Genomic DNA, 22684 nt, shown 5'->3' with positions numbered 1-22684 from the left:
CAAAACTTGGCGTTAGTAGTCTCAACAACTGTGCGCTCAACAAGCCGAGGCCGCCGAGCGCGCGTACAAGGACGGCGTGCAGGACATGCTGGCCGAACTCACCCGGCGCCGACGACCCCACCCCTGGCACCGCCGATGCCGCAGACGGATAACCGACGACCAGGAGAAGACGACATGAGCCGCATCGTCACGGGCACCACGCCTCCCGACCGGCGCAGCAACGTCGGCCCCCACAAGCTCGCGCGCGTGTCCGCCGCTCGGCGCCCCACCACCGCGGAGGCATCCGCATGATCGGCAAAGACGAGTCGACAACCGCCGACGACGACCTGACCGCCGTCATGGAGGCCGCCCGTACGGCCGGCGCCGGCGCCGTCGTCCGCGCCACGCTGGGCTGAACCGCTCGGAGACGCGGTCAGAAGGGTGGCCGGGCCAGCAGGATTCCGGCGCCGAGGGGAACGGCGACGGCCGGTATGCGAATCGGCATCTTCCTCTCGCCGATCTTGAATCCCTCCATTCCCCAGCTCACGGCGACCTCGCAGTCCCCGCCGGGATGGAGGGTCACCAGCCGCCCGTCGCGGATTCCCGCGTACAGCAGCCCGATCGTGAACGTCAGGTCGACGGAGATCGTGATCGTGAGCACTTTGCGCTCGTCGGCGTAGACCTCGACGTACGGGCGGTGCTCCGAGGTGATCGAGTGCGCGGCCAGACGGGCCTGGTTGGTCTTCCCACGGAAGCCCTCCTCGTGACTGCGCACCGCGGCGGCCCGCAGCTCGCGGGACTTCTGCCATCCGGCCGCCAGGACCGTCCCGAGAGTGATCCCGTGGAGCAGGCCGGCGCCGGCCTCGGGCAGCTGAGCGACGAGTTGCCCGGCGAGGCCCGGGGCGTCGCGGCAGATCGTGCTCATCACCTGGGGGTCGCGGACGACGCTTGCCGCCGCCGCCACCGCGCCGCGCGCGCTGTCATAGAGCGCGAGGGCGGCCGTGCCCGGATTCGGGTTGATGGTCAGGTTCATGACAGGCCTTCCCGGATCTCTTGCCGGCCCGGGTCCGGGACAACGTGAAGACGTACGGCCGGGCGGGAGTCGCGGCTCTCGTGGATCCGCACGTTCGGGGACGGGTCGGCGCGGGAGACGAGACGCACCTCCCGGCGGCGGTCGTGGTCCCGGTCAGGCGCGCGCCTGCCGCCCCGGGCCTTCCATCCGGCGAGGCCGAGGAGCGCGGCGGCGACCACGACGACGGCGAGCCCCGGCGGCACACCGAAGTCAGAGCCCGTCTCCTCGCCGGAGAGCGCGACCGTCGGCACCGCCTCAGGGCTCGCCTCGGGCGACTCCTCCGACCGCGGCGACTCCGGTGGACTCGGTGAGGGACTGTCGTCCGGGCTCGCCGGTGGACTCACAGGTGGGCTTACCGGTGGGCTCACGGGGGACACTTCGCTCAGGACGACGTCGATGGCATCGCCGATGGTCAGCTCGTCTCCGCCGGGAGGGTTCTGGTCCTCGACGATCTGGTTGTCGCGCGCATCGTCCACTCCTCTGAGCGTCAGCCCCCGGTCCGCCGCCATCTGCCGCGCCTCGTCGACCGTACGGCCGATGAGGTACGGCACCTCGGTCGAGCCGTCGAGGAGCAGGCTGACGGCCTGCCCGTAGGCGAGCCGCCCGCCGGGCGCGGGAGTCTGCTGGGCGACCTTCCACTCGCCGGTGGCCTCCGGCTGCCGGGTGGTCACGCCGAACCCGGCCTTCTCCGCTTCGGCGGTGGCCGCGGTCAGCGTCATCCCGGTCAGGTCGGGCACCTGCCCTTCCAGGTAAATTCGGACCCCACTGATTTTGAATTCGATGCACGACACCGTCTCCGCGCTGCTCACGAAACTCGTCCCGGGAGGAACGGGATCGGGCACGGTCACGACCCCATAGCCGAAATGGTCGTGGAGCGTCTCGTACGCCTGCTCGTACGTCTGACCGTTCACGTTGGGCGGGGGTGGGCAGCTCGTGGCCTGCGCCGGCGTGGCCCAGAACGCGGCGGCGGCCATGGCGAGAGCCACGATCAGGCGTACCGGCATCATCGTCTCCGGAACGAGTCGGGGTTGTCCGAAGGGAACGGGGGCGGGCTTCCCGAATGACGGGCTTCTCGAAGAAACGTTGCGAAGAATCGCGGTCAGCTCGCCTAAGTATCCCCCTACTCATATGCGCGAGCGCAATTCCCTGGTCCGATGAGCGGACCGGGGGTGCGCTTGAATGCGATCCATGTAGGTCAAGGCGCATTTAGAGGGAGAGGCAGAGCCTCTCAGCGGCCGAGAGCGCGCGTCAGGGAATTGCGGCCTCGATCTGGGCGAGGTGGGCGGCGAGGATCTCGTCGAATGCGACGCGGCGGTCGGCCCCGAGGGGGCGGATCTCGCGGGCGAAGTGGGCCAGGGCAGGGAAGCGGTCGGGGTCGGCGCCGAGGACCGCGACACGGAACTGCTCCATGCCCTGTTCGTATTCGCCGGGGGTGAGGGTGCCTATGCCGGCCTCGGAGGCGATCAGCGCGGCGAGGAGGATCACGATCCGGTGGTAGCGGGGCGGAATCTCCTCATCGGGCAGGCCCGAGGCCCACAAAGCCTGTAGCACCTCCTCCATCACCAGCCGGGAACCGGTGCCGCCGGACCCATAGCGTCCCCAGATCACGGCGAGCTGGGGGTGCTGCCCGAAGGCCTCTCGCAGGCGCAGGGCTGTTGCGGTGATGCGCTGCTTCCAGTCGCTCTCGGGGCTGTAGCCGTCCATCGCGGCCACCAGGATCCGGTCGGCGACCGCGCGCAGCAACTCGGTCTTGTTGCGGAAGTGCCGGTAGAGGCTGGAGGAGTCGGTCCCGAGCGCCGCGGCGAGCTTGCGCACGCTGAACGACTCGGCGTCGCTCGTGCGCAGCAACTCCGCCGCAGTATCCAGGATCTCCTCTGTAGACCAACGCCTTCGGCCTGCCATCTCGCCCCTCTCATCCGCGCCCAGGCTAGCCCATGCACGCACCGATGCACGCACCGCGTGCATAATGAGGGCAACTGCTGGGCGAGAGACCTGGCTGGGAGAAGGAACAGAGCGAAGGAGAGATGGAGACATGAGCGAGACCACTGCTGTGAAGCGGCCGCCGGAGCCGGACTTCTCGGCGATAACGACCGAGGAACTGATCGCCTACCGCGCTGCGGAGAACAGCTGGCGGTCGTCCAGCGCGGCGCGGGCGTTCCTTGGCGAGCCGGACCCCGGGGCCTCTATCGAGTGGCAGGACGTCGCGCTACCGGGCCGCGACCTTCCGGTCCGGGTGTACCGGCCGGTGTCGGCGGGCGACGGCGAGGCCGTCCCCCGGACCGACCTGCCACTCGTGGTCCATGTGCACGGAGGCGGTTTCGTGGGCACGGCGGTGCAGTGCGACTGGACCAACAGCCACCTCGCCGCCCGGCTGCCCGCGCTCGTCGTCTCGGTCGAGCACCGCCTCGTCGCCCCGGACAGCCCGCTCTCGAACGCCGCGGACGACGGCTGGGACGTGCTTCAGCACGTGTTGCGGCATGCCGCGCAGTGGGGCATCGACCCGACGCGCACGGCCGTCTTCGGCGAGAGCTTCGGCGCGCTGATCAGCGCCCTGACGGCCATCCGGGCCCGCGAGGCCGGCCTGCGGCTCAAGGCGCAGGTGCTGGTCAATCCCGGAGTCGACGTGACCGAGACGATGTACGACTACCCCTCGATGGCCGAGTACGCGTACAGCCCGACCCGCGCCATGCCGCAGCTGCGGTTGATGCAGCGGCTCGCCGTCCCTCCGGGGACCGACGCCCGCGCATACTCGCCGCTGTACGCGGACGACCTGAGCGGGCTCGCCCCCGCGCTTCTCGTGGTGCCGACCCAGGACGCGGTCGCCGATCACGGCCGCCGCTACGCCGAGCGACTGCGGGCGGCCGGCACATCCGTGCGACTCACCGAGTACCCAGGAGCTCGGCACGCGTTCCTCACCCTGCCAGGCGTGGAACCGCAGGCCGAGATCGCCCAGGCGGAGATCCTCGAGTTCCTGCGCGCGGCCCTGGAAGCGTGACGGAGGAACGATGCACACCACCACTGTCAGGCCCGTCGGCCCCGAAGTCTCCCGGCTCGGCCTCGGCTGCATAAGCATGACCGGCACCTACGGCCCCGCCGATCCGCACGAGGCCGCGGCCACCCTGCTGGAGGCCCTCGGCTCTGGCGTCACCCTCTTCGATACCGGCGACTTCTACGGCGGCGGCGCGAACGAGGAACTTCTCGGCCAGACCCTCGCCCCGCACCGCGACCGCGTCGTGTTAGCCACCAGAACGGGCGTCCGGCGCACCGCCGAAGGCCTGGTGCCCGCCGGGTCGTACGCGTATCTCGCCACGCTCGCCTCGTGGGCCGCCGTCCACGGCATCGCCCCGACGACGCCGACCGCACCACCTGGGTGGACCCGGCCAGCGTCAAGGCCCTCACCAAGGCCCTCGACGACCTCCTCGCCGACCTCGCATAGCCACGTCGGCAGAGACGGGAGCAGACCACGCGCATGCAAGAACCACGACATCTGTTACTGGGGCGGCACCCACGGCTACCCGTTCAAGGGCAAGCGCGCCGACTGTGACTGGACCTTCTACCTGGAGATGTCCGCCGCGTGCCGGGCGGCCTTCTCCTGGGTCACGGATCCCCGCCAGTCGTGGTGCCTGACCCAGGCGTCGGCCTACTACGCCGCCGTACGAGCCATCGGGGGAAGCTACTAGGCGGGCAAACCGGCGGACAACAACTGAACCGCGCCGGAATCCCGCCGGGCCCGTGCCGGGTCACGCCCACCCGGCAGGGGCCGGCCGCACGGTGTCGAGGTCGCCGAACATCACCGTCGGGTGGTGGCACCCCTCCCCCGCCAGCCACCCCGCGCACAGGAACTGTCGTTGCCAGCCATGTGGCAGGCGAACAGCGGGCCGCGGAGTTCCGAGCCGATGGTCGCGGCGCCGAGGGGAGGCGAGTTCCGATCTCGGTCACCGCGTGCTGGAACGTCTCCATAGGGACGAACCCGCCGGGGCCCAATCCCACCTGTGGCACCCTTCCGGGAAGAACGCGACGTGGCAGGCCAGGCAGGAGACAACCCAGGCGTGACCCGGCCCCGTCAGTCGCACACCCTAGAGGGCCCGGTCAAGGGCTTCGGTCACGGCGATCGGGGTGATCTCGAGGCGGTAGAAGCGCCAGCCGGTCTCGGTGCGGCGCGCTCCGTAGCGGAGGATCCCGGCCGCGAGAGCCTCCGTCTTGTCGTCGATGACGAAGACGGCGACGTCGTGGGCCCGCACCGTGGCGGTCTCGCCGTCGACCTCGATGACGAGGTTGGACTTGGTGTGCAAAGTATGGGCGTACACGCGGTGCGCGCTCACGAGCTCGATGAGTTCCTTGATGCCGTGAGCCTCCCCACGGGGGGACTTGACGACGACGTCCTCGGTGAAGAGCCGGTCGGTCTCGTCGTAGCGGCCCTCGTCGACCCACAGGCTGTGACGGGCGACCAGATCGGCCAGTTCGGCGCGGTCAGCCAGGCCGCGGATCAGGGTTTCAGTAGCAGTCATGACGATCTCCAAACAGTTAGCGCTGGCCACTAGCCGATCTGGCCATCCGTGACCAGTTCTCAGTGGCCACTGGCACCTAGCGGGTGGCGTCCTGGTGGTCGAGCTTGAGGCTGGTGAGGAAGAAGTCCCGGACATCCTCGGCGAACAGGTCCGGCACCTCCATCGCGGCGAAGTGGCCGCCGCGCTCGAACTCCGACCAGTGCCTGATGTCGTACAGTCGCTCGGCCAGCGGCCGCACCGACTGCGTGATGTCGTGCGGGAACACCGCCACGCCGACCGGTACCGGGCACGGCTCGCTCCCCCGCGGGGTGTCGTGGTGCAGCCGTGCCGAGGATGCCGCGGTGGCGGTCAGCCAGTACAGCGAGACGTCGGTGAGCAGCCGGTCGTCGCTGATGTACGAGCGGGGGTCGGTCCACTGCGCGAAGCGCTCGGCGATCCAGACCAGCTGGCCGACCGGTGAGTCGGTCAGCGCGTAGCCGATGGTCTGGGGGGTGAGGGCCTGCAGTGCCTGGTACGGCGGGCGGTTCGCCATCAGTTGCCGGACCTTGTCCAGCCGGGCCTCGTCCGTTTCGGACAGCTCGATGCCGGCGTCCGGGACCGGCCGGGTCGGGAGGTAGTTGACGTGCACACCGACGACCCGCTCGGGTGCCACCGCGCCGAGCGCCAGGGAGATGCCCGCGCCGAAGTCGCCGCCCTGCGCACCGTAGCGCTCGTACCCGAGACGGCGCATCAGCTCGGCCCAGGCCCGCGCCACCCGGACGATGTCCCAGCCGCGCTCGTGGGTCGGCCCGGAGAAGCCGTACCCCGGGATGGAGGGGATCACCAGATGGAAGTCACGTGAGAGCGGCTCGATGACGTCGAGGAACTCCAGGAACGAGCCGGGCCAGCCGTGGGTGAGGATCAGTGCGAGCGCGTCCGGCTTGGCGGACCGGACGTGGACGAAGTGGATGTTCTGGCCCTCGATCTCCGTGGTGAAGTGCGGAAGCTCGTTGAGCTCGGCCTCGCGCTCGCGCCAGTCGTACCCGGTCCGCCAGTGTTCGGCGAGCTCCTTGAGCCGCGCCAGCGGGAAGCCGTAGTCCCACCCGGCGTCGGCGACCTCGTTGGGCCAGCGAGTACGGGCGAGCCGGTCGGCCAGGTCGTCGAGGTCGGCCTGGGGAATGTCGATGCGGAAGGGCTTGATCATGGTTTCGGCTCCAGGGTGGATCATTTGGTCACCAAACATTCGGGCGGCTAACGTTTGCTCGCCGAACGATAGCACATCATTAGTGCGCCAAACGATTCGTTAGACTTCTCGCATGGAGACCGATGAGACGCCCGCCCGATGGGAGGGCCTGCCCAGCTGGCTGCTCGGCCAGACCGCCAACCACGCGCACCGCCTGGTGGGCGACGGGTTCTCGTCCGTCGGTGCTCGCGGCTACCACTACCGTCTGCTGGCGACACTCGAGGAGTACGGCCCGGCCAGCCAGGCCGCGCTGGGCCGCCGCAGCGGCATCCATCTCAGCGACATGGTCGCGACGGTCAACGAACTCGCCGATCGCGGGCTGGTCGAGCGCGCCCCGGACCCCTCCGACCGGCGGCGCAACATCATCTCGCTGACCTCGGCGGGCAAGCGGCAGCTGCGGCGACTGGAGAAGCGGCTGGCCGAATGTCAGGACGAACTGCTGGCTCCGCTGTCGCCCGAGGAGCGACAGCGGTTGACCGAGCTGCTGTCCAAGCTGTTGACGCACCACAACGGACGAACCGGCACTCCCGAGGAGCCGTGGCGCTGACTGGAAACGCGCTGGCGACCAAGGCCCCGGCCCACCTGACAGGAGTCGAATGACGGCGACCGCCGCATGGCGGGCGCCCCGGTTTCCTCCTCGCCGATCGACGAGATCGTCCCGGGAAAGGGCTCGCAGCGCCTTCGCCGCGCATGACCTGTCGAACGTGGACTACGTCCTGGTGATGATCGGCGTGCGCGCCGAGTGGACGCGCCGAGTTCAGCGGGCGTGGCCGGTCGCGCAGGCGGCGGTCACCATGCCTGGGCCCAGGAAGGGGACGGTGCCGGGGCAGGCATCAAGTGACGCAGATCGTGGGACCATGTCTCCGCCCAAATGCCGGACCGCCACTCGATGATCTTGACCGCGCCTTCATACGTGGCCATGAGCAGCCGCCCCTTGCGGTCCCAGTCGGCCCAGGCCGCCTCGGGCAGCGGTGTGATCTCGCCGTCGTCGTCCTCGCATAGGTAGCTGATTTGTGCGCCCTCGATCCCGTACCGCTGGAAATCGGTCCCGGTGTGGGCCAGCACCAGGGCACGTTCGCCTCCCGGCTGAACTCGTTGGAGGAGTACGGCTTCGCGCAAGCCGGCCGGTATCCGCTCGACTTCGCCCGAGAAGGGGCGCCACCCGCGTTTGTACTCGTTCTGGAGGTCTCGGCGGGTCCAATCGAAGCTGAGGTCTTCGACGGTCGCGCCGTACGGATAACTGCCATGGAAGGGCCGTTTGTCCATGGACGCGGAGATCGTCAGGCTGTTGTCGGTCGCGAACCTGCAGCCGGCGGTCCAGGTGCCATGGGTGTGCCAGGCGGCGAGCGCGGTGAGCCACGGCGTCTTCGACACGGCAAAGTAGGTGTCCCATGGGGACTGGCCGTCGCCGAGCGCGAAGTACCCGAGCAGTTTCCCGTCGGGCGATATGTCGCATCGGCGGGGGTAGAGCGTTCCCCGAAGCCACGCGCCGTGTCTCACCTCGTCGGCCTGCAGATCCCATTCCAGCAGGTGCCACCATGCCGACGGCCCGCGACGCATGATCAGGGCCGTTGGCGCCGCAGTGGCCAGGAGCACATACAGACGGCAGGGCGGGGGGAAGGTCGTCACCGCTGGTCCTTGAGGTCATGATCGGCGGCGCGGAGCGTGCCCGTCCACCGTTCGTCGAAGTGAGTCGCCACCTGAACGGCAGGCTACCCCTTTGCAAGGGCTGGTGGTCGGCTCCGATATGAACGGCGCCCGGCGGTCGCCCACCAGGGCGGCCGGCAATGCTCCTGGTGGGCGGCTGGTGATCGTCTTGACTATCGCAGCCGGACGGTGATGTCGGAGTTGTCCTTGACCGGGTGGGTCAGGACGGTGCCGCGGGCACCGAAGAACCGACCCGTCCCTCCGGTGATCTTCGAGGTGAAGTCGCCCTCACCGCCCTGGCTGGAGATGAACAGCATCGAGCCGCCGATCGCGGCCTGGGCGTCACAATGCGGCTTGGCCTGCGCGTCGAAGACGCAGATCGTGTGGTCGGAGCCGATCGGCTTCTTGCTGTGGTGCTTGTGGTCGCCCGCGTACAGGTCACCGGCCAGTTCGATGCGATCGCCCGGCTTGACCGGGCCGTTCGGCGGGGTGTGGATCGGTTTGCCGCCGGCGGGGGTGTAGGTGAACTGGTTCTGCTTCTCGAAGTAGCGCAAGGTCGTGGACGATTCGGCCGAGGCGGTGCCGACCAGGCCGAGGGTCAGCACACCCGCGACACCGGCAACGATCAGAGAACGCATCTGCCCTCCCAAGGGATCGAGTGGATGCCTGCGATCGTGCGCCTGGTCTTTTCCCCTCGTGACGAGGCCCGTTTCCCGTGTGACCCGGGAGAATCTCCCGGGTCACACGGGAACGCGGCTGATGCACAATTCAGGCGTGAGATGGTCCCGTGCCGCGGCGGCGTTGGTGGCGGTGACGACCGTCGTCGCCGCCGCACTGCTCCCCGGCTACGGAGACGGCCTGGCGTCCTGGGGACAGATCGTCCTGGCCGTGGCCTACGGGTTCGCCGGATGGCTGCTGGCCTCGCGCCGCCCTCAGGTGCTGATCGGCTGGCTGGCCCTTACGGCCGCCTTCGGTTACGGCGCCGGTTTGGCCGCTCAGGAGTGGTCGCTGTATGCCGCCGTCCACGGCTTGCCCGGCGCTTCGTGGGTGGCGCTGCTCAGCGTCGTGTTGGGGCCGCTGGAAGTGATCGTCTTCACCCTCACGTACGCGCTGTTCCCCGACGGCCGGTTCCCTCGCGGCCGGATCGGGTGGCTGGCCGCCGCGAGTATCGCCCTGGGCGCGTGCGGCTGGTTGTACGGGATCTTCGCGCCGTTCGACCCATCGATGCCGGCCGGGCTTGTCAATCCGCTGGACGTCGGCCTGCTGCCCGCGATGCAGCCGGTCGGGTTCTTCGCGGCGGCCATGGTGCTCGCCTCGATGGTGATCGTCGTGCGCTGGATGCGTGCCCGCGGCCAAGAGCGGCAGGTCCTGCGCTGGCTGGCCGTCGTCAACCTCTGCAGCATCCTGCTCACCCCGCTGATCGTCGCGCTGCCCGCCGGAGAGCTGATCAGCACGGCCGGGACGATCGTGGTCCTGATCGTCGTGGTGGCCGTCGTGCTGCGCAATCAGGTCTACGGCCTGGACGTCGTGCTCAACCGGGCGCTCGTCAACACGCTGCTCACCGCGTTCGTCGCGGCCGTGTACGGGGCGGGCATCGCCGTACTGGCCCTGGCCGGGCAGCGGGCCGGTGGTCCGTGGACGATCGCGGCCGCGATCGGCGCGGCCTTCAGCCTGGCCCCGGCACGCGAGCGGTTCCAGCGGCTGGTCAACCGCTTCCTGTACGGCGAGCGCGACGACCCGTACGCCGTGATCGGCCGTATCGGCGCCCGGCTGGAGACCTCAGGCAGCGCGGAGCAGGTGCTCCCCGACCTGCTCGAGGCCATCGCAGGCGCGCTCAAGCTCCCGTTGGCGGCGGTCGAACTGCAGGGGGCGCGGCGGTTCGGGCCCCCGGCGGACGGGCCCGTGGTCCGGTTCCCCCTCGTCCATCAGGGCGACAGGATCGGCGCGCTCGTCATCGGCCTGCGGCCGGGGCAGAACGCGCTCGACCTGCGGGAAACCCGGCTGATGGCCGACATCGCGCGCCAGGTCGCGGTCGCGGCGAGGAATGTCCTGCTGACCGAGGAGCTGATGCGCTCACGCGAACGGATCGTCCACGCGGCCGAGGAGGAGCGACGCCGCCTGCGGCACGATCTCCACGACGGCCTCGGCCCAGTGCTCACCGCGGCGGCCACCAAGGTGGACGCGGTGGCGAACCTGCTGGCGCGGGACGCCGCCAAGGCCACGACGGTTCTCGCGGCGGTCCGCCAGGACCTGACCGCCGCACTGGACGACCTGCGCCGCCTGGTGTACGCGCTGCGCCCGCCCGTCCTGGACGAGCTCGGCCTGTTCGGCGCCCTGCGCGAGTACCTGCGGCACTCCGCGGTACCTGTCAGCCTGCGAGCGCCGAAGGAGCTGCCGGCTCTCCCGGCCGCCGTGGAGATCGCCGCCTACCGCATCATCACCGAGGCCGTGACCAACGTGACCCGGCATGCGGGAGCCGCATCCTGCTCGGTCGAGATCGGCTGCGACGGACGGCTCACACTGGAGATCTGCGACGACGGTCTCCACCGCGACAGCTGGACGCCCGGCGTCGGCCTGACCTCGATGCGCGAGCGCGCCACCGCGCTCGGCGGCACATACACGGCCGGTCCGACCGACTCGGGCGGGCGGGTCCGCGTCGAACTTCCCCTCAACCTGGCGGGTGCCCTGTGACAGTCCGTGTCCTCGTCGTGGACGATCACCGCATCGTGCTGGACGGTCTGACCGTCCTGCTCGACTCGGTGGACGACATCGAGGTCGTCGGGGAGGCGACGTGCGGGGAACAAGCGGTCACCCTCGCCGAGGAACTGGCGCCCGACGTCGTCCTCATGGATATCGAGATGCCGGGGATCGGCGGCGTCGAGGCCACCCGCCGCATCACGGCTCGCCGCCCGGCAATCGCGATCGTCATGCTGACCATGTACGGCGAGGACGAGTTCGTCTTCACCGCCCTGCGCGCCGGCGCCCGCGGCTACCTGCTCAAGGGCGCTCAGCAGGCCGACGTCGTCCGCACCATCGAAGCCGTGGCCCGCGGGGACGCCGTCTTCGGCCAAGACGTCGCGCACCGCGTCCTGCGCACCTTCACCGGCCCGCAGCCCCAGAACGGGCCCTTCCCCCAGCTGACTGAGCGGGAGCGGGAAATCCTGGCCCTCGTCGCCAATGGCTGGCCCAATGGCCGGATCGCCCGCCACCTGGTCCTCAGCCCCAAGACGGTCGCCAACCACATCTCCAACATCCTCGCCAAACTCCAGGCCCCCGACCGTGCCGCCGCGATCATCCAAGCTCGCCGGGCCGGCCTGGGCGACCCCTGACGAGATTCGAGCGCTATGAGCGACCCTGGGCGCCTTCGCATCGTTTCGCACCGGCGTCACCGGCTTGCTCGCGCACGCCTGTTCCAGGACACCGAGGGGCTGACCCCGCCTCCGCGACCGGACCCCGCAGGGCGTGCCCGCCCTGTCACCTCGGCTTCAGACGGAACCGACCGCTAAGGGTGGCTTTTGTCAGAAGAAAATGTCATTTGAGGCAGGCCGTCACCTCGATTTGATCTAGGGTGAGGTCTCGTGCGTGCTGCCCGCGCTCGCACGCCAGGGGGTCACGCTTGGCGCCGGAGCCGGATTCGCCCTGCTGACCTGTGCCGATGTAGGGGGAAGGGTGTCAGAGCCGAGACTCATGACCGACGGGCTCCGCTGGTCGAGGCGGGCCGTGCTGCTGGCCGGCGGCCTCCTGATCGCCGGCTGCGGCACACCGGCCCGGCCCACGATCGAAAGCGAGGACTACGAGTCCACCGGGTCGAACGGCAAGCACCTGCGGGAGATCCTCGACCGCCGGGCCACCGCCCTGACGGAACGGGACGAAAAGGGTTACCTGGCCGATCTGGACCCCTCGAACGCGAAGCTGATCCAGCGTGAGAAGGCCCTGTTCAGCAACCTGCGCCAGTTCGAACTCCAGGAGGTCCGGTTCATCGATGACCGGGCCTTCGAACAGAAGGAGAGCGACGGCGATCTCCGCTTCGCGCCGCTGATCAGGATCACCAAGCTCACCGCCGACGCCGGGCCGGGTGACATCGCGCCCGCCGAGACGTTCTCCTACCGTCTGCGGAAGAAGGGCGACGCGTTCGTCATCACGGCGACCCGCAGCAACCGGGAGAAGCTGGGTCTCGACGGCCCGCTCGCCGATGCGCCCTGGAACACCGACGCGCTGCGCGTCCAGAAGGTGGGCAGCAAGGTATGGCTCGTCGGCGACAAGAGCGTGAACGACCTCGATCGCTACGCCGCCGTCACCGAGCGGGAACTGGCCGAGGTCGAGCGGCTGTGGGGAGACCGCCTCAGCTACCCGGGCCATGTGCTGTTCTTCACCCGCGACCCGGCGAACTTCCGGCAGTGGTTCGGCCTCGGCGCCGGAGGCAACTTCAACCCCGACAACCTGGGCTATCAGATCAGGACGCTGGGCGTGAAGAAGGACGGCCAGACGTTCACGGGCGAGTTCGCGGCCTCGCGCATCGTGGTGAACCTGCGCGGCCATCAGTCGCACAACGCGCCGCCCAATCTGACGATCCGCCACGAACTGACCCACGCCGTGTCGGCGCGCCTCACCATGACCATGAGCTTCAACGACTTCGGGCCACCTCTGTGGGCGGTCGAGGGCTTCGCCCGCTGGACCGAGACCATCGGAAACCCGGCGCAGGCGGCCGTCATCCGCAACGTCGTCGCGAACGGCGTGCGGGCCGGCAAGTTCCGTGGCACCGTGCCGGACTCGAAGACCTTCTACGGCAGGGACATCGACTTCAATTACTGTCTCGGCTCGACGGTCTTCAGCCTTGCCGAACGGCTCAAGGGCCGGGACGCCGCCGTGGAGCTGTACGCCTCGATCATCCAGCACCCGGACTCGCTCGACATGCCCTTCGTCGAGCTGCCGGTCTTCGAGGGAATCAGCAAGCGGGTCCTGGGGATGTCCGCCGGCTCCTTCCGGGCCCGTTGGGTGAGCCACGTGCGGAACGGAGGGTGAGATGACCGCTCCTCTCCCCGGTCCGGGCCCGCAACAAGTCGCCGCGGCCTCTCCGGCGCCGGGGCGCCGCCCGTCGTCCCGGCGCGGTCTCGCCCTGGTGGCCGGTCTGGTCGCGTTCCTGCTGGCCGGGACGGGTGCGTTCGTGCTGGCGCGCAACCACCGGGCCGCCCAGGTGACCGTGTCCTGCGACGACGACTACGGGTGCGTCCCCGGGCTCAAGGCCATGTCGGCCCTGGGCTCGCTGCGGGACCAGGGCTACACCTGCACGACCGAAAGCGACGACTGGCATTGCGAGCTGACGATCGGCACGACGTACTTCGACGTGTGGTTCCGGGTGTACGACGAGCTCATTCACAAGATGTCGATCCGCGTCAACCGAGCCGGCGACGACACCATGGCCACGACGGGGGTGGCCTACCTGTCCTGGTTCGCCACCATCCCCTACCGTGACGACCCGGCGACGTCCAAGGACATCAGGGACTGGCTGGCCGAGCAGATCGCCAAGCACAAGGAGACCAAGGCCAAGATCCTCGACTACGAATACGTGCTGCAGAATCCCGATTCGAAGTCGACGAAGTTCACGATCGAGGCGGTGTCGTGATGTCAGCTCAGCCGCCCGCGCCCGGGCCGTACTCCCCCGACGGCAGGTTCTGGTGGGACGGTGCCGCCTGGCAACCCGTGCAGTCCCCGTCCCAGGCGCCCGCGCCGCTGCCGCCTGGGCCCGGGCAGCCGTACGCGATGCCGTCGCAACCGGGGGCGCCGCACAACCCGGGCCCCTACGCACCACCCGCCGCGCCGAGGCCAGCGGGCAGGGGGATCGGCCTCGTGATCGGCATGGTGATCGCCGGGCTGCTGCTGGGCGGCGGAATCGGCGCAGCCGTCGGACTCGGGACGACCAGCCCGAAGGGCGGCACCACCCCGCCCGCGTTCTCCGCCGGCTTCCCCGGCGGCGACCGTCGTTACCTGCCCGGGGTGACCGTCGCCATGATCGCCGAGGATTGGCTGAAGAAGGCCAACAAGTGGAGGTGCGTCAAGGACCGCGATGCCAAGAAGGTCTCCAGCGGCGCAGCCCAGCGCATCGAGTGCGAGCCCCCGGACGACCGAGGCGACATGTCCGTCGACATCGAGTACGACAAGGAGGACAAGATCCGGGAGGTGGAGGCCACGTGCTGGCTCGGCCTGCACACGACAGCCTGCACCAGCCTGTTCTCCAGCATGGCCGACACGGTGATGATCCCGCAGAAGTCCCTGCGTAAGAAGGCCGCCGACTGGGCGGCGAAGAACGCCGACAGCGAGCGGGCGACGAGCATCGGCGGCATCCACCTGGAAGGCGACCTCAGCCCGCACGGCATGCGGATCACCCCCGCGATCTGACCCGCACGACCGCGCGGGCCCACGGCCTCGTCACGACGCGGCGCGAACGACCAGCCGGCGGCCACCTCCCCCAGTTCCCGGGCCCGCTCCAGCACGGTCACGTCCCATCCGCTGCGCAGCAGGCCGACGGCTGCGGCCAGCCCTCCGATCCGGCCCCGGCCACGATCGTGCTGAGCCCCTGCTCACGCCTCATCGGCATCTCCCTCGTGCTACGGCCGGGGCATGCTCACGAAGGCCTTGTCCATCCAGTCGAAGACGTTGTGCGCCGCGCAGCCGCCCGGTGCGCGCCGGACCGGGCCGGCCCGCTCCATTCCCGCCGCGGTGATGTCGCGGAACGCGGCCAGGCCCGCGGCCCTGCGCCGGACGACCCGTTCCCAGGCGTCATCGTCCACCCGGTAGTAGTGAGTCTTCTGCCCCGGACGGGTGCGACGGCGTACGAATCCGGCGTCGATGAGCAGGCGCATACTGGTGGCCGGCGACGCCCTGCTCGCGCCGATCGCCTCGGCGATCTGACCCGCCGACTGCTCCGGCGGATCACAGATCATCAACCAGGCCAGCACGCGGCCGGCGATGGGCGGTACGGCGTACTCACCGATGCAGAACACCGCCGCCCGCTCCACCCGCTCCAGGATTCGCTCTCGGTCGTCTGTCGCGTAGATGCAAGAGATGGTCCGCGGGAAGGAGGCAGGTTACCGGTGCCGCCCGCGTGATCCGGGGAGCCGGTTCGCGCGGTTCCGCCGATCACGATTGCCCGCATGGACGTGCTGTCGACCCGAACAGCGGGCGGGCTCGGGTGAGCGGCGAACAGCGTGACATGCCGCCGGAGAGGACACCGGGCGGCACCGTACGGCAGGCGGCGGCGAGCTCGTCCTTGTCCCTGCTCACAAGGTTCACGGACGCTCGGGAGCACCGAGCAGGCCGCGGTTGTAACCCTCCGCGACCGCGGCCGCACGGTCGTTGACGTCGAGCTTCGCATAAATGTTGATCAGGTGCGTCTTGACCGTGGCCTCGGTGATGAACAGCCTGGCGGCCGCCTCCCGGTTGGTGTGACCGGCCGCCACCAGGCGCAGCACCTCCAGCTCGCGCTGGCTCAACGGGCCGGACGACGGCGCCGGGGTGCGCAGCCGGCTCATCAGGCGAGCGGCGACCGACGGAGAGAGCGCGACCTCGCCGCGGGCGGCCGACCGTACGGCGCGCAGCAGCTCGTCCCTCGGCGCGTCCTTGAGCAGGTAGCCGATGGCGCCGGCCTCGATCGCGGGCAGCACGTGGCTGTCCGTGTCGTAGGTGGTCAGCACCAGCACCCGGGCCGGCACGCCGCGCCGGGTCAGCTCGCCGATCGCGGTGACGCCGTCCATGCCGGCCATCCGCAGGTCCATCAGGATCACGTCCGGCCCGAGCGCCTCGGCCAGCCGGACCGCCTCGGCCCCCTCCGCCGCCTCGCCGACCACGGTGAACTCGGGGTCGCGAGCGAACATGCTGCTCAACCCGTCCCGTACCACCGGGTGGTCGTCGGCGATGAGCAGCTTGATCGGGTCACTCACGAACGCACCTCCGGTGCCTCGGCGGGCAGGCAGGCCGAGATCCCGGTCCCACCCCCCACCTCCGATTCGATCTGCAACGTGCCCGACAGCGCCTCGATCCGCTGCCGCATCGCCACCAGGCCGAAGCCCCCGTCGCGCCCGACCTGCGCGGCCGGATGGTCGAAGCCGTGACCGTCGTCGCGGACGTCGAGGGCCACCTGCCGGTCCATGTAGGAAAGGGTGAGACCGACGCGGGTGGCGGTGCCGGCGTGCTTGGCGACGTTGGCCAAGGCCTCTTGGGCGACCCGTAACAGGGCGACCTCGGCCTCCGGGCGCATGGTGCGGGTCTCGCCGGTGATGGTGACCTGGGCCGGGATGCTGTGGCGGGCCGACCACGTGGCCGCTACCTCGGTGATGGCGTCGGCCAGGCGGCCGGTCTCCAGCGGCTCCGGGCGCAACTCGTTCACCGAGCGCCGCGCCTCGGTCAGGCCCTCCCGGGCCAGCGAGGTCGCCGCCGCGTGGTGCCGGCGCCACGCGGCCGGGTCGTCGGCCGCCTGCTCGGCGGCCTGCAACTGGGTGACGATGCCGGTCAGGCTCTGGGCCAGCGTGTCGTGGATCTCCCGAGCCATCCGGGCCCGCTCGTCCAGGACGCCGGCCGCGCGGGCCTGCTCGACCAGCCGTTCCTGCAGCGCCGCGTTCTCGGCCAGCGCCGCGGCCAGCCGCGCGTTGGCCTCCCGGGCCTCGCGCAGCGCCGCTTCCCGGGAGGCGTAGTATCGCGCGCCGATCTCGCCCATCCAGGCCACCAGGCACATCGGCACGACGTTGACGGCCAGGATCCCCAGGTACTCGAGGCGGCCGACCCAGGAACCCAGCTCCAGGCCGCCCGACTGTGCCGTGCCGGCCACCACCGCGACGCCGGCGACGAAGTACAGCTCGCGCGGCCAGCCGATGATCCGGTACGCGTAGAAGTACAACGCCGGCGTGTAGAAGCCGAACCACGGGTTGCGTAGAACCATGACCAGGCCGAACACGATCAGGCCCGCCAGGAAGACGCCCATCACGCCGATCCGGTCGCGCCATGCCGGGTGCAGCGTGAAGAGCGCCAGGCTCCACACCGCGGCCGCCGCGCAGAGCGCGAGGTCGATGGCGAGGGAGCCCGGCTGGTCGTGCTTGAAGGCGATGGTCAGGGCGGCCATGACGGCCAGCAGCACGTACGGGACCACGGTGACCATGGGCCGGAACCGCTGTTCCCAGCCCGCCGGCCCGGCCATCTGCCAACTCTGCATCGCGTATCTACTCCCAGCGGAACAATCTAGCCGCCGCCCCGGCCGTCACGGCCGCCCACGCGAGCTCGCTCTGCTCACGGCGCTCACGGCCGGACCGGCCGGCGCCGGTTGATCTGCACGACCACGGGCAGCAGGAGCAGGCCGCAGATGCCCTGCTCGAACTTGAACCAGAGCGGGAACGTGCCGGGCAGTGCGATGATCACCACGATCGCGACCAGCATGACCGCGGTGACGACGCGCAGCCGCAGCAGCATCCGGCGGTCGCCGCGGGCCGCCCGGACCGCGAAGAACAGTGTGAGCAGCGAGCCGGCGGCGACGAGCGTGCCGCGGACCCAGACCGCGGTGGTGACCATCGTCGCGTCGTGCCGAAACACGATCATCGCCACCAGTGTCAGCAGGCTGACCGCGGCGTACCCGCTGATCAACCAGACCACATTGCGCATGTCCGGTGCCTCCGTCTCTTCGTCCGCCGACGGGAATCAGCGTCGCAACGGAGGCACCCGATGCGGATCGCCCGATCTCCTGAGCGGGCGGTGGAATCGGCCGCTCGCCCACGCGGTGGAGCGACTCCACCGATCGGTGGATTCAGGGGCGCGGAAGCAGGACGGTATCAGCGGATGGAGACCGAGACGGGCGGAGTGTGGCAGCGCGGCCGCCCTCCGGCATCCGGGTCGCCCATCCGGGTCGCCCATCCTGGTCGCCGAGGAGCAGCGCGCCGGCCGGCGCGGCCCGCATCAACCGGCGTGGCGGCACCTGCTACTACCGGTCGATCGCGCGGGACAGCCGACCGGTCGCCTCGGCGTGCACAGGAGGCCGCGCGTGTGTGGAGTGCCGGTCACGCGGTCACCTTCTGGAGGAACTCGCTCACGTTGACCGCGGTCCTGCTGATCTTCTCTTCGAGCGTGAGCGATTCGGGCATCCGCCCGCCGGGGCCGACGTCCTTCTTGCCGCGCACATAGAGGGAGCAGGCGAGATCGGTGCAGATGTAGGCGCCGACGGAGTTGCCGCTGCCGCCGGTACGGCGGGCGGTCATCAGCGACACTCCGTCGCCCGTGTGCGTGGTCAGGCAGAGCGAGCACATGCTGCGCCGTACATGTGCGGCATTCGGGGCGGCCCGTCGTAGTGCCACCCCCACCAGACGGTCGCCCTGCTCGGCGATCAGGTACGCGCGACCCGGCGAGGAGAGATCCTGCCAGCCCAGGAAGTCCAGGTCGTCCCAGGGCCGCACATCCAGGTCCCTGGGTACGGCAAGGCGTTTGGCCTCACCCTTGGTGCAGTTCACGAACGAGGCGCGGATCTCGCGCTCGGAAATTTGCCTCATAGGTACGAAGCTATCGTTCGCCGGTTTTATGGGCAATCGATTATGTTTCCTCCTAGGAATCCTAGGCAGCCGCAGCGGCCAGGGTCACGGGCCCGAGAGTGCCATGAGGAGGGTGGCGGGTTCGGCGCGCTCCTTCCGGAGCGCGTGGACGTCACCCACCGCGCCGCGGCAGCGCGGCCTCGCCGCGGAGGAACGCCCTGGCTGCACGGAATCACCCTGGTTATCTGTCCGGCAGAGGGTTGGCGGCATGCCACTGCGACTTGTAGCAGGTGAATTTCAAGGCTCGGGACGACTCGGCGCTCGGCCGGTTCTGGGCGGACGCGCTCGGCTGGGGTGTTTCCAGCGAGGGGCCCGGTGTGACCAACGTCGAACCCGTGGGTTTCGTCTGGCCGGGTCCCGTCGCCGTCTGCGTCTGTGTGGTCACCGTTCCGGACCCGGAAACGGTGAAGTACCGCGTGCACCTTGATCTCGCCACCACCTCTGTGGCCCATCAGGCGGAGTTGGTGGCGCGCCTGAAGGAGCTCGGTGCGACGCCCGCCGATGTGGGCCAGGGCGACGTCCCGTGGATCGTCCTCGCCGACCCGGAGGGCAACGAGTTCTGCGTCCTCGGCCCGGCCTGACAGGGAGCCTCCCCGCCTGCGCGCCGGATAGTGGCGAACCGCTTGACGTAGTACGGCGTGGCCATGCGTCCGGTCCTTTACACAAGGCGTTCGCCGCTCTCGGCGCGCTCGTCCTGTCGACTGCGGCTCTGGCCGCCGAGCCTGGCCCGGCCGCGGCCGACCCGGGCGTCCCGGCGTCGCCGAAGACCGTCTTCGCCGAGGACTTCGAGAACGGCCAGGGCGCCACGCCCACCCTGGTCAGCGACTACACCGGAGCCGCCCCCGTCCTCCAGACCTACACCGCCGACCTCGTCTGGCTGACCCACTGCAACGGCTGGATCGCCTCCCAGCAGAACCCCCGCCGCCGCGTCGGCGGACTCCGGCTGCGGCGGCGTCTGGGCGACGGTGAAGCAGATGGCCGGCGCCCTCGGCCAGTGGGCGGACGGGGACCCCGAGGCCAACCACGCCGTCACGGCGTACACCGAGGGTGCCGATCCGGGATCGGGCAGGACCCAGCTGGAGTCCGTCCTGTCCGTGAACGTCGGCGCCAAGCGGTTCCTGACCTTCTCGGTCGACGTCGCCGAGACCAACTGCTTCGCCAACCACACCAAGCTGGGCTTCTACCTGCTGGACGCCGTGACGGCGTACCGGCCTTCGCCACTCCGATCGAGCCGTGCGCCCACCCGGGGACGACGATCGGCTCGGTGGCGGTCGGCACCTACACCAGCGACGGGCCCGTGCTGTTCGGCGGAGGCGCGCTGCGGCTCAGGCTGGTGAACTTCCAGGCCCAACGCCATCCACGTACGGACGCTGGCAGGGGCGGACATCGTGGTCAGCCACGCCAGGGCCGCCTTGACCGTCCCCGGCAGGCCGTGCCCGTCCGCCTGACCACTCGCAACGCTTCGGCGTGATCAGAGAGCTCCCGCCATGAGCAGGGGGTGACGAGTCGAGCACTCTTCGTTACTATCCGATTACTGAAAGTAGAAGTTCGGCCCGCCCAAGGAGCGTCATGAAAAGGTTCGTCCTCGTCCCCGCCCTGACGGCCGCGACAATCGCGATCAGCGCCGGCGCCGCCTACGCCTCCCAGTACGTCGCCTATGAAGGACCCGGCTTCAGCGGCAGGTCGGTGGTCATCGACCGCTGCGGCGTGTCCAACATCCCCTTCCACGGGTCGTACCGCTGGTACGGCGACGGCCAGAGCGGCCGGATGTACAACCAGCCCGACGCACAGGGCGTGGCCCACTTCACGCTCGCCGCCGACAGAAACGCGGAGCAGAGGACTCCGGTCGGCTGGCAGAGCATCTTCATCGTCTGCTGACCCCGGCTCCGCCCCCGCCCCGCCTCCGGCATCCGCCGGGGGCGGGGCGTTCCGCGTTCCGCGGGCAGGAGGACCGGCCGCGCCGATTCGAGGCGCTGCTCACCGCGGATCACCCTGGAATCGGACGTGTCTGCGTTCGTCGAGCCGGGGGAAACGCCGATGCGGGCTGCCGGCGCCGGCTGAAAGACTGCGTGGATGATCGCATCGGACCCGAAAAATGATCTGCAACGCTACCTGCAAGCCGCCCGCGACGCTCTGCTGTGGAAGCTCGACGGGCTCTCCGAGTATGAGATCCGCCGCCCGCTGACCCCCACCGGCACCAACCTCCTCGGACTCGTCAAACACCTCGCCGGGGTGGAGGCGGGCTACTTCGGCGATACCTTCGGGCGGCCGTTCGGCGAACCGCTGCCGTGGACGGCGGACGACGCCGAGGACAACGCGGACATGTGGGCCACGGCGGACGAGTCGCGCGACGACATCGTCGGGCTGTACCGCCGGGTGTGGCAGCACGCGGACACCACGATCGCCACGCTGGCCCTCGACGCGACCGGCCGCGTGCGGTGGTGGCCGGACGAGCGGAGCGAGGTGACGCTGCACCAGATCCTGGTGCACGTGATCGCCGAGACCAACCGGCACGCCGGCCACGCCGACATCGTCAGGGAGCTCGTCGACGGAGCGGCCGGGATGCGGGACGGGAACCTCAACCTGCCCTCCGGCGATCAGGAGTGGTGGGAGAGTTACCGGAACCGGCTGGAGCAGACGGCCCGGCAAGCCGCGCAGGGCTGATCGCGCCCCACGCCACCCGGCTCGTCGCGGCGGTCCGGGAGTGCATGACCCGGCGCCCGGCGACGTGCCGGGCGGTCCGCCCGAGCAGCACGAGGGACGTCAGGCACGCGTACCCTCACGCGCGCTTCGCGGCTCAGGAGACCGGCAGGACGGCCTTGCCGCGCAGCCGGCCCGCGGCGAGGGCGTCGAGGACGGTGGCCGTCTCCTCCCACGACCCCCGATGGCCGATCTCGACCTGGAGTGCGCCGGCGGCGGCCAGCTCGAGGAGGCTGTCGAGGTCGTCGCGATCGTCCGAGCGGCCCATGTAGACGAAGTGCTGCAGAGTCAGTGCGGTGCCGCCGTCGAAGAGCCGGAAGAAGTCCAGCGTCAACGGCGCGCCGCCGGCCTGGCCGTACCAGAGGAACAGGCCGCCCTCGCGCAGCCGGGTGGCCGCCGCGGAACCCACGGCGCCGCCGACCGACTCGAGGACGACGTCGAAACCGGCGGCGGGCAGGGAGTACACGTCGTGGACGACGGTGGCGCCGGCCTGGACGAGGTAGGCCCAGGGGTCTTCCTCCCGGGCGACGACGGTGATGTGCGCGCCGCCGGCGACGGCGAGCTGGACGAGGAATTGCCCGACCCCGTCGGTGGCCCCGGTGGCCAGCAGCCGGCTGCCCTTCAGCGGCCCCGCCGCCTTGAGCAGGCGGGCCGCGGGTCGGGGACCTCGTGCGGCGGAGCGGCTGCGGGAGGACGTCGGTGTGGAGGATGTCGCGGCGTTCATGCGGATGGCCGATTCGGTCCCGCCGGAGCGGCGGGGAAAGGCCCTGAAGGTCCTGCTGGCCGGCCTGGCCGCATCACCTACGCCGCCGCCGCGCTGAGTCCGGCCTCCGGAACCGGCCGGAAGTACGGTCGCGAGCGGCGCGAACCATGCTTCCGGCCGATAACGGCAGGGGGCCGCCGCCCGCAGGATGAACCCCCATGCACCGTGAAAACCCCACCTCCCCCGCCACGCTCCCGGGGCCCGGCGGGACCGGCCACTCCACCACCTCCG

The 22684-nt window shown here is 70.1% G+C and carries 24 protein-coding genes and 1 pseudogene; 12 read left to right on the top strand and 13 right to left on the bottom strand.

Features of this window, described 5'->3' with window-relative positions; genetic code table 11:
• Window positions 1–412: 412 nt before the first annotated feature.
• The 3 genes from B1L11_RS08520 to B1L11_RS08510 form a co-directional block, all read right to left on the bottom strand.
• On the bottom strand, window positions 413–1012 hold the full coding sequence (locus B1L11_RS08520; protein ID WP_079313981.1) for a hypothetical protein: 600 nt from the start codon (window positions 1010–1012) through the stop codon (window positions 413–415).
• Window positions 1009–2058, bottom strand: a complete 1050-nt coding sequence (locus tag B1L11_RS08515) for a PASTA domain-containing protein (RefSeq protein ID WP_079313980.1) — start codon at window positions 2056–2058, stop codon at window positions 1009–1011. The genes B1L11_RS08520 and B1L11_RS08515 overlap by 4 nt, the downstream gene beginning before the upstream one ends.
• A gap of 241 nt (window positions 2059–2299) precedes the next feature.
• On the bottom strand, window positions 2300–2953 hold the full coding sequence (locus B1L11_RS08510; protein ID WP_079313979.1) for a TetR/AcrR family transcriptional regulator: 654 nt from the start codon (window positions 2951–2953) through the stop codon (window positions 2300–2302).
• A 130-nt stretch (window positions 2954–3083) separates the two neighbouring features.
• Between B1L11_RS08510 and B1L11_RS08505 the strand changes: the two genes are divergently transcribed.
• Together B1L11_RS08505 and B1L11_RS47975 are read left to right on the top strand one after the other, a co-directional pair.
• The gene (locus B1L11_RS08505) at window positions 3084–4046 is read left to right on the top strand and encodes an alpha/beta hydrolase (protein WP_079313978.1); all 963 of its coding nucleotides are present in this window, start codon (window positions 3084–3086) and stop codon (window positions 4044–4046) included.
• Window positions 4047–4056: 10 nt separating this feature from the next.
• Complete coding sequence (locus tag B1L11_RS47975) at window positions 4057–4731, top strand: aldo/keto reductase (protein WP_218670974.1); 675 nt, start codon at window positions 4057–4059, stop codon at window positions 4729–4731.
• Between the two features lie 396 nt (window positions 4732–5127).
• On the opposite strand, the gene B1L11_RS08495 is transcribed toward B1L11_RS47975, so the two are convergent.
• Both B1L11_RS08495 and B1L11_RS08490 read right to left on the bottom strand, forming a co-directional pair.
• A complete protein-coding gene (locus tag B1L11_RS08495) occupies window positions 5128–5559 on the bottom strand; it encodes a nuclear transport factor 2 family protein (RefSeq protein ID WP_079313977.1) in 432 nt (143 codons plus the stop codon).
• A gap of 76 nt (window positions 5560–5635) precedes the next feature.
• Window positions 5636–6742 (bottom strand): epoxide hydrolase family protein, encoded by a 1107-nt coding sequence (locus tag B1L11_RS08490; protein WP_079313976.1) that lies wholly within the window; start codon window positions 6740–6742, stop codon window positions 5636–5638.
• A 112-nt stretch (window positions 6743–6854) separates the two neighbouring features.
• Between B1L11_RS08490 and B1L11_RS08485 the strand changes: the two genes are divergently transcribed.
• Complete coding sequence (locus tag B1L11_RS08485; protein ID WP_079313975.1) at window positions 6855–7328, top strand: MarR family winged helix-turn-helix transcriptional regulator; 474 nt, start codon at window positions 6855–6857, stop codon at window positions 7326–7328.
• A 242-nt stretch (window positions 7329–7570) separates the two neighbouring features.
• Here the strand turns inward: B1L11_RS08485 and B1L11_RS08480 are convergent, their stop codons facing one another.
• Window positions 7571–8410, bottom strand: a complete 840-nt coding sequence (locus tag B1L11_RS08480; protein WP_079313974.1) for a hypothetical protein — start codon at window positions 8408–8410, stop codon at window positions 7571–7573.
• A gap of 191 nt (window positions 8411–8601) precedes the next feature.
• Complete coding sequence (locus B1L11_RS08475; protein ID WP_079313973.1) at window positions 8602–9066, bottom strand: hypothetical protein; 465 nt, start codon at window positions 9064–9066, stop codon at window positions 8602–8604.
• 136 nt (window positions 9067–9202) lie between these two features.
• On the opposite strand from B1L11_RS08475, the gene B1L11_RS08470 reads away from it, so the two are divergent.
• The 5 genes from B1L11_RS08470 (at window position 9203) to B1L11_RS44955 (ending at window position 14824) form a co-directional block, all read left to right on the top strand.
• Window positions 9203–11119, top strand: a complete 1917-nt coding sequence (locus tag B1L11_RS08470) for a sensor histidine kinase (RefSeq protein ID WP_218670973.1) — start codon at window positions 9203–9205, stop codon at window positions 11117–11119.
• Window positions 11116–11757 (top strand): response regulator transcription factor, encoded by a 642-nt coding sequence (locus B1L11_RS44960; protein WP_218670972.1) that lies wholly within the window; start codon window positions 11116–11118, stop codon window positions 11755–11757. The genes B1L11_RS08470 and B1L11_RS44960 overlap by 4 nt, the downstream gene beginning before the upstream one ends.
• 358 nt (window positions 11758–12115) lie before the next feature.
• The gene (locus B1L11_RS08465) at window positions 12116–13450 is read left to right on the top strand and encodes a hypothetical protein (RefSeq protein WP_079313972.1); all 1335 of its coding nucleotides are present in this window, start codon (window positions 12116–12118) and stop codon (window positions 13448–13450) included.
• 1 nt (window position 13451) lies between these two features.
• Window positions 13452–14051: a hypothetical protein gene (locus B1L11_RS08460; protein ID WP_079313971.1), complete on the top strand. Its 600-nt coding sequence runs from the start codon at window positions 13452–13454 to the stop codon at window positions 14049–14051.
• Window positions 14051–14824: a hypothetical protein gene (locus B1L11_RS44955; RefSeq protein ID WP_143737118.1), complete on the top strand. Its 774-nt coding sequence runs from the start codon at window positions 14051–14053 to the stop codon at window positions 14822–14824. The genes B1L11_RS08460 and B1L11_RS44955 overlap by 1 nt, the downstream gene beginning before the upstream one ends.
• A gap of 209 nt (window positions 14825–15033) precedes the next feature.
• Here B1L11_RS44955 and B1L11_RS08450 read toward each other — a convergent pair whose 3' ends face one another.
• The 5 genes from B1L11_RS08450 to B1L11_RS08430 form a co-directional block, all read right to left on the bottom strand.
• A complete protein-coding gene (locus B1L11_RS08450; RefSeq protein ID WP_218670971.1) occupies window positions 15034–15444 on the bottom strand; it encodes a GbsR/MarR family transcriptional regulator in 411 nt (136 codons plus the stop codon).
• 270 nt (window positions 15445–15714) lie between these two features.
• Complete coding sequence (locus B1L11_RS08445; RefSeq protein ID WP_079313968.1) at window positions 15715–16365, bottom strand: response regulator transcription factor; 651 nt, start codon at window positions 16363–16365, stop codon at window positions 15715–15717.
• Window positions 16362–17615 carry a sensor histidine kinase gene (locus B1L11_RS08440; protein WP_079313967.1) on the bottom strand — a complete coding sequence of 418 codons (1254 nt, stop codon included), beginning with the start codon at window positions 17613–17615 and terminating at the stop codon, window positions 16362–16364. The genes B1L11_RS08445 and B1L11_RS08440 overlap by 4 nt, the downstream gene beginning before the upstream one ends.
• Window positions 17616–17713: 98 nt before the next feature.
• Window positions 17714–18073, bottom strand: coding sequence for a hypothetical protein (locus B1L11_RS08435; RefSeq protein WP_079313966.1), 360 nt, complete (start codon window positions 18071–18073; stop codon window positions 17714–17716).
• Window positions 18074–18465: 392 nt separating this feature from the next.
• Window positions 18466–18951 carry an FBP domain-containing protein gene (locus tag B1L11_RS08430; protein ID WP_079313965.1) on the bottom strand — a complete coding sequence of 162 codons (486 nt, stop codon included), beginning with the start codon at window positions 18949–18951 and terminating at the stop codon, window positions 18466–18468.
• A gap of 269 nt (window positions 18952–19220) precedes the next feature.
• Here B1L11_RS08430 and B1L11_RS08425 point away from each other — a divergent pair.
• From B1L11_RS08425 to B1L11_RS08410, 4 genes and pseudogenes are all read left to right on the top strand, one after another.
• Window positions 19221–19565: pseudogene (locus B1L11_RS08425) on the top strand (VOC family protein); the annotation flags it as partial.
• 399 nt (window positions 19566–19964) lie between these two features.
• Window positions 19965–20327, top strand: coding sequence for a hypothetical protein (locus tag B1L11_RS08420; RefSeq protein WP_143737114.1), 363 nt, complete (start codon window positions 19965–19967; stop codon window positions 20325–20327).
• Window positions 20328–20559: 232 nt separating this feature from the next.
• Window positions 20560–20868, top strand: coding sequence for a MiAMP1 family antimicrobial peptide (locus B1L11_RS08415; RefSeq protein WP_079313963.1), 309 nt, complete (start codon window positions 20560–20562; stop codon window positions 20866–20868).
• A 195-nt stretch (window positions 20869–21063) separates the two neighbouring features.
• On the top strand, window positions 21064–21654 hold the full coding sequence (locus B1L11_RS08410) for a DinB family protein (protein WP_079313962.1): 591 nt from the start codon (window positions 21064–21066) through the stop codon (window positions 21652–21654).
• A gap of 133 nt (window positions 21655–21787) precedes the next feature.
• On the opposite strand, the gene B1L11_RS08405 is transcribed toward B1L11_RS08410, so the two are convergent.
• Complete coding sequence (locus B1L11_RS08405) at window positions 21788–22414, bottom strand: zinc-binding dehydrogenase (protein WP_079313961.1); 627 nt, start codon at window positions 22412–22414, stop codon at window positions 21788–21790.
• Window positions 22415–22684 lie beyond the last annotated feature (270 nt).

This window comes from Microbispora sp. GKU 823, assembly GCF_002027145.1.
Lineage (GTDB): Bacteria > Actinomycetota > Actinomycetes > Streptosporangiales > Streptosporangiaceae > Microbispora > Microbispora siamensis.
This window is presented reverse-complemented; position numbering and strand designations above follow the sequence as displayed.

Coding starts and splice junctions, on each gene's coding strand:
- B1L11_RS08515 (WP_079313980.1), bottom strand. CDS start 2,058: ATGATGCCGGTACGCCTGATCGTGGCTCTCGCCATGGCCGCCGCCGCG.
- B1L11_RS08440 (WP_079313967.1), bottom strand. CDS start 17,615: ATGGCCGGGCCGGCGGGCTGGGAACAGCGGTTCCGGCCCATGGTCACC.
- B1L11_RS08460 (WP_079313971.1), top strand. CDS start 13,452: ATGACCGCTCCTCTCCCCGGTCCGGGCCCGCAACAAGTCGCCGCGGCC.
- B1L11_RS08435 (WP_079313966.1), bottom strand. CDS start 18,073: ATGCGCAATGTGGTCTGGTTGATCAGCGGGTACGCCGCGGTCAGCCTG.
- B1L11_RS08495 (WP_079313977.1), bottom strand. CDS start 5,559: ATGACTGCTACTGAAACCCTGATCCGCGGCCTGGCTGACCGCGCCGAA.
- B1L11_RS08475 (WP_079313973.1), bottom strand. CDS start 9,066: ATGCGTTCTCTGATCGTTGCCGGTGTCGCGGGTGTGCTGACCCTCGGC.
- B1L11_RS44955 (WP_143737118.1), top strand. CDS start 14,051: ATGTCAGCTCAGCCGCCCGCGCCCGGGCCGTACTCCCCCGACGGCAGG.
- B1L11_RS47975 (WP_218670974.1), top strand. CDS start 4,057: ATGCACACCACCACTGTCAGGCCCGTCGGCCCCGAAGTCTCCCGGCTC.
- B1L11_RS08510 (WP_079313979.1), bottom strand. CDS start 2,953: ATGGCAGGCCGAAGGCGTTGGTCTACAGAGGAGATCCTGGATACTGCG.
- B1L11_RS08520 (WP_079313981.1), bottom strand. CDS start 1,012: ATGAACCTGACCATCAACCCGAATCCGGGCACGGCCGCCCTCGCGCTC.
- B1L11_RS08505 (WP_079313978.1), top strand. CDS start 3,084: ATGAGCGAGACCACTGCTGTGAAGCGGCCGCCGGAGCCGGACTTCTCG.
- B1L11_RS08485 (WP_079313975.1), top strand. CDS start 6,855: ATGGAGACCGATGAGACGCCCGCCCGATGGGAGGGCCTGCCCAGCTGG.
- B1L11_RS08465 (WP_079313972.1), top strand. CDS start 12,116: ATGACCGACGGGCTCCGCTGGTCGAGGCGGGCCGTGCTGCTGGCCGGC.
- B1L11_RS08415 (WP_079313963.1), top strand. CDS start 20,560: ATGAAAAGGTTCGTCCTCGTCCCCGCCCTGACGGCCGCGACAATCGCG.
- B1L11_RS08420 (WP_143737114.1), top strand. CDS start 19,965: ATGGCCGGCGCCCTCGGCCAGTGGGCGGACGGGGACCCCGAGGCCAAC.
- B1L11_RS08405 (WP_079313961.1), bottom strand. CDS start 22,414: ATGAACGCCGCGACATCCTCCACACCGACGTCCTCCCGCAGCCGCTCC.
- B1L11_RS08430 (WP_079313965.1), bottom strand. CDS start 18,951: ATGAGGCAAATTTCCGAGCGCGAGATCCGCGCCTCGTTCGTGAACTGC.
- B1L11_RS08490 (WP_079313976.1), bottom strand. CDS start 6,742: ATGATCAAGCCCTTCCGCATCGACATTCCCCAGGCCGACCTCGACGAC.
- B1L11_RS08410 (WP_079313962.1), top strand. CDS start 21,064: ATGATCGCATCGGACCCGAAAAATGATCTGCAACGCTACCTGCAAGCC.